We start from the raw sequence: 4,601 nt of genomic DNA, 5'->3' as shown, positions 1-4,601 counted from the left end.
GCCGTGAGGCGAGCAAACCGACGATGCCCGGATGCCAGCTGTTGCTGGCGGTGACGACGATAGCCGGGCCATTGCCGCCGGCGAGCTCCGCATCGGCCTCGGCGCGCGCCGCCGCGAGCATCTCCTGCTCCATCAGCTGCCGTTCCTGGTTGAGCCGGTCGAGCGTCTCGGCAATGGTGCGCGCCTCGACCGGGTCGTCGGTCGCAAGCAACCGGCTGCCAAGTGCGGCATCGCCGATGCGTCCGCCGGCATTGATGCGCGGGCCGATCAGATAGGCCAGATGGAAGGTGCTGATCGGCTCGCCGATGCGCGACACCCGTGCCAGTGCCGCGAGCCCTTCGTTCTTCTGCTGGCGCGCCATCTGCAGCCCCTTGACCACGAAGGCACGGTTGACGCCGGTCAGCGGCACCACGTCACAAACGGTGGCCAATGCCACGATATCGAGCAGCGAAAGCAGGTCCGGCGGCGTAGCATCGGCCATGCGGCTACGCAGGATCCTGGCCGTCTGCACAAGGGCGAGGAAGACCACGCCGGCGGCACAGAGATGGCCCTGCCCGGAGAGGTCGTCGTCGCGATTGGGATTGACGACAGCGATTGCCGCCGGCAAGGCACCGCCGACCTGGTGGTGGTCGAGCACCACGACATCAGCCCCGGCCTCATTGGCGGCATCGATGGAAGCGGCGCTGTTGGTGCCGCAATCGACGGTGACGATCAGTGTCGCGCCACGCGAAACAAGTTCGCGCATGGCGTCGGGGTTGGGGCCATAGCCCTCGAAAATACGATCCGGGATGTAGATTTCCGACGGCACCGAGAAATGCGTGAGGAACCGCTTCAGCAAGGCCGACGAGGCGGCGCCATCGACATCATAGTCGCCGAAGATCGCCACCTTTTCCCTGGCCATCACCGCGGCGGCGATCCGGGCCGCCGCCCTGTCCATGTCGGTCAGCGATGCCGGATCCGGCAGAAGATCGCGGATCGTCGGATCGAGAAACCGCTCGGTCTGCTCGGCGGTGACGCCGCGGCCGGCAAGCACCCGTGCGACGATATCGGATACCCCGTAGCCTTGCGCGATGGCGAGCGCGATCATGTCCTGCCGCTCGGTCAGCCGGTGCTCCCAGGAAACCCCTGACACCGACTGCCTGACATCGAGGAAGAGGCGCTTTTCGCCGGTCATACGCTTTGCCAACTCATCGTTGGCCGCACGATAGTGCATGTCGCCCAAAAGTGCGCAGCGGTTTTGGGGCGACGACCTGTATTGGCAACAATTTAAAGCGTGTCACGTTCATGCGACGCTCTATAGGCCAAAGGCAGGCAAAGCCAAGCGATTCACGGTGTGCGCCGTCCGGGAAGTGTCAAGAAAACTGCGCTTTCCGCTTTTCAGCCTGGCGCCGAAGCCATTCGTCGGCCGCATCGCCCATCGTCTTTTCCACACCGTCCTTGAGCCAGGCCATGAAAGGCCGGTCGAAGCTGAATGCGTCGCCGCATTCCCGGATGAGAAAGCGACGCACATTCTGGGTGTTGCGATAAGACTGCGTGATGGCGGTGGCGCGCGAGATCGGATCCGCGTGCCAGTCGAACGGTTTCATCGTCAAATCCTTGCAGCCAATATCGGGTGCGCCCGAATGGCTAACAATTGCAAGGTGGCTTCGCAAGCAAGCGTCAGAACTTATCCAGATCCTGATGGCGTGCCTTGATCTCGCGCACCGTCCGTGACGACGAGCGCAGCACGATCGTGTGGGTGGTGATGTAATTGTGGCCGAACTTGACGCCAGCCAGCATGTTGCCGTCGGTGACACCGGTGGCCGCAAACAGCACATCGCCGCGCGCCATGTCCTCCGTCCGATAGACCCGTTTCGGATTGGAAATACCCATCTTTGCCGCGCGAGCAACCTTTTCCGGTGTGTCGAGGATCAGCCTGCCCTGCATCTGGCCGCCGGTGCAGCGCAGCGCGGCGGCGGCCAGCACGCCCTCGGGTGCTCCGCCAGTGCCGAGATAGATATCGATGCCGGTTTCTTCCGGATCCGTGGTGTGGATGACGCCGGCGACATCGCCGTCGCCGATCAGCCGGATCGCGGCACCCGTGGCGCGCACGGCATCGATCAGCTTGGCATGACGTGGCCGGTCGAGGATACAGGTGGTGATGTCCGAAATAGCCACGCCCTTGGCGCGGGCGAGGCTGGCGATGTTTTCGGCCGGTGAGGCATCGATATCGATGACGCCGTCCGCATAGCCCGGACCGATGGCGATCTTGTCCATGTAGACATCGGGCGCAAACAGCAGGCTGCCCTTTTCGGCGATGGCGATGACGGCGAGCGCATTGGGCAGGTTCTTGGCGCAGATCGTCGTGCCTTCGAGCGGATCGAGCGCGATATCGACCGCCGGACCTTTGCCGGAGCCGACTTCTTCGCCGATATAGAGCATCGGCGCTTCATCGCGCTCGCCCTCGCCGATCACCACCGTGCCCCTGATGGAAAGCCGGTTGAGTTCCTGGCGCATGGCATCCACGGCGACCTGGTCGGCCGCCTTTTCGTCGCCGCGCCCACGCAGCCTGGCGGCCGCGACGGCGGCCCGTTCGGTGACGCGCACCAGTTCCATGGTGAGTATCCGGTCAAGGCCGGCGACGATGTTCTGGGCCACATTCATCTGGTGATTTCCTCGTTGGCAATGCGGCCTCCCGCCGGAGGCGGGCCTGTTTTGTCAAACGAGCATGACAACGGCAAGACCTGCCACGAATATTATCGAATATCCAACAATATCAATCGATTAAACTACGTCTTGAAACACGACCGGCCCGATCGCCACGCGCCGGGCCAGTCTTAAAACGGTGAGAATGGCGGCCTTCGCGGCCTAAAAAACCGCGAGGTATTTGAGCAGCGAAATGATGCCGATGATGATGACGATGACCTGAACTATCTGTCTCATCCGGCCATCGAGCGGCAGGCGTTGAACCAGATAGAGAACGAGGATGATGACGAGGAATGTGATCAGGATGCCGATCAACGCTGATGAAGCCATGGTGTCCTCCTTAAAAGTGATTTGCTGAAAACAATAGAAAAGGCCGGAAGCCCGGCCCCAGACTGCTGACAAACCCCGTCGATTTTCGGCGGGGTTTTTTTGTTATGTGATTGAAGTGTCTTGGACTGTTTGTGTCAGGGGATTTTGACAGGAGGCGTTGGGCCTCATGTGCGGGCCGACTTGGGCTTCGGGCACAGGCAAAGGGCGATCTTCTTGATGTTTTGTGCGGCGGCGGCGAGCAGGCACTGGCAGGCGACCTTGGTGAGACTTCGAAACCGCGCATAGCGGTGACCATGCAATTGCTTGGCGTCGGCGAAGGAGCGCTCGACGGTCTCCTTGCGGCGGCGGTAGATAGCCTTGCCCCATGCGGTCAGCCGGTTGGCGTCGGTGCGCTCCTTCGCATCCGCCCAGACGTGGCGGATGATAGTGCGCTGGGCCTTGGCATTGGTGGTGCAGGAGGCGAGCAGCGGGCAGTCGCGGCAGATAGCCGGGTCGCTCTTGTAGTGGCGGTAGCCATTGCGGTCGGTGGTGGCGTAGGCCAGCACCTGGCCCTGTGGGCAGCGATAGCCATCAGCTGCCGGCTCATGGGTGAAGGCCGACGGTGCCATCATGCCGGGCTTGGGCGGTCTGGGGCGGCGATAGCCGGTGACACCGCGTATTGCCCGATCCTCCAGTCCTTTGGCGATGCCTGCCGTGGCATAGCCGGCGTCCAGCCCGACGGCGCCAACATCAAAGCCGAAGCGCTGCACCTGCCGATCGAGCCTCGACAGGTAGACGGTCGAATCATGGACGATCGCTGTCGTGTGCGTGTCGGTGATGATGGCGTGCGCCGCATCCACCGTGCGGTGATCGAGATAGAAGAAGCCTTTCGGCTTGCCCTCGCGCACCATGTAGCCGCTGTCGGGATCGGTGCGCGAGACCTTGGTCTCCTTCACCGCAGGCTGCCGCTCCTTCTGCTTCAGCGGCTTGTGGCCGTGCAGCGCCCGTTCGGTGTCGATGGCACGATCAAGGTCGGCCCAATAGTCGGCCCGCGACTTGGCGATCATCGCAAGGTCGTATTTTCCCTTGTTGGCGTTGGCCTTCAGATGGGTGGAGTCGGTGTACAGCACCGTGCCGTCGACCAGGCCCGCCCGGATCGCCTGCTCGACAATGCGGTCGAAGATCGCCTGCGAAACGCTGGTGTCGTCGTAACGTCGCCGCCGGTTCTGCGACAGTGTCGAGGCGTCGAACACCTTGTCCATCAGCTTCAGCCCCAGGAACCAGCGATAGGCGACATTGACCTCGATCTCGCGCACCAGATGCCGTTCCGAGCGAACTCCAAACAGGTAGCCGATGAACAGCGCCTTGAACATCAAGGTAGGGTCGAGCGGCGGGCGGCCATTGTCGGGGCAATAAAGCGGCGCGGTCAGATCATGGATGAAGGTGAAATCGATCACACGGTCGATCTTGCGCAACAGGTGATCAGCCGGAACCAACTGATCCAGCGTTACCATCTCGAGCGCGGTCTGTTCAGGGGCGGGTCGCTTCAACATGACCCAGTGAATCAAAAACCCCCGGCAAATGCCAGGGGTTTGTCAGCAGCCTGA

5 protein-coding genes are annotated in these 4,601 nt (G+C 62.4%); all 5 read right to left on the bottom strand.

Translation table 11 applies throughout. From position 1 onward, the window contains the following. Window positions 1–1,174 (bottom strand): single-stranded-DNA-specific exonuclease RecJ (recJ, locus tag EN914_RS25195; RefSeq protein ID WP_127389332.1); only part of this gene is annotated, 1,174 nt, incomplete at its 3' end. 178 nt (window positions 1,175–1,352) lie between these two features. Continuing rightward, on the bottom strand, window positions 1,353–1,586 hold the full coding sequence (locus EN914_RS25190; protein ID WP_024505361.1) for a DUF6434 domain-containing protein: 234 nt from the start codon (window positions 1,584–1,586) through the stop codon (window positions 1,353–1,355). Between the two features lie 73 nt (window positions 1,587–1,659). Then, window positions 1,660–2,643, bottom strand: coding sequence for a class II fructose-bisphosphatase (glpX, locus tag EN914_RS25185; protein ID WP_013531987.1), 984 nt, complete (start codon window positions 2,641–2,643; stop codon window positions 1,660–1,662). Window positions 2,644–2,847: 204 nt separating this feature from the next. Next, the gene (locus EN914_RS25180; protein ID WP_013531988.1) at window positions 2,848–3,015 is read right to left on the bottom strand and encodes a Thivi_2564 family membrane protein; all 168 of its coding nucleotides are present in this window, start codon (window positions 3,013–3,015) and stop codon (window positions 2,848–2,850) included. A gap of 164 nt (window positions 3,016–3,179) precedes the next feature. After that, window positions 3,180–4,547 (bottom strand): IS1182 family transposase, encoded by a 1,368-nt coding sequence (locus tag EN914_RS25175; RefSeq protein ID WP_127219431.1) that lies wholly within the window; start codon window positions 4,545–4,547, stop codon window positions 3,180–3,182. Window positions 4,548–4,601 lie beyond the last annotated feature (54 nt).

The sequence above is a fragment of the Mesorhizobium sp. M7A.F.Ca.CA.001.08.2.1 genome, from assembly GCF_003998455.1.
Classification (GTDB): domain Bacteria; phylum Pseudomonadota; class Alphaproteobacteria; order Rhizobiales; family Rhizobiaceae; genus Mesorhizobium; species Mesorhizobium ciceri.
Note: the sequence above shows the minus strand (reverse complement) of the source record. Positions and strands in the feature narration are given on the sequence as shown.

Coding starts and splice junctions, on each gene's coding strand:
- EN914_RS25190 (WP_024505361.1), bottom strand. CDS start 1,586: ATGAAACCGTTCGACTGGCACGCGGATCCGATCTCGCGCGCCACCGCC.
- glpX (WP_013531987.1), bottom strand. CDS start 2,643: ATGAATGTGGCCCAGAACATCGTCGCCGGCCTTGACCGGATACTCACC.
- EN914_RS25180 (WP_013531988.1), bottom strand. CDS start 3,015: ATGGCTTCATCAGCGTTGATCGGCATCCTGATCACATTCCTCGTCATC.
- EN914_RS25175 (WP_127219431.1), bottom strand. CDS start 4,547: ATGTTGAAGCGACCCGCCCCTGAACAGACCGCGCTCGAGATGGTAACG.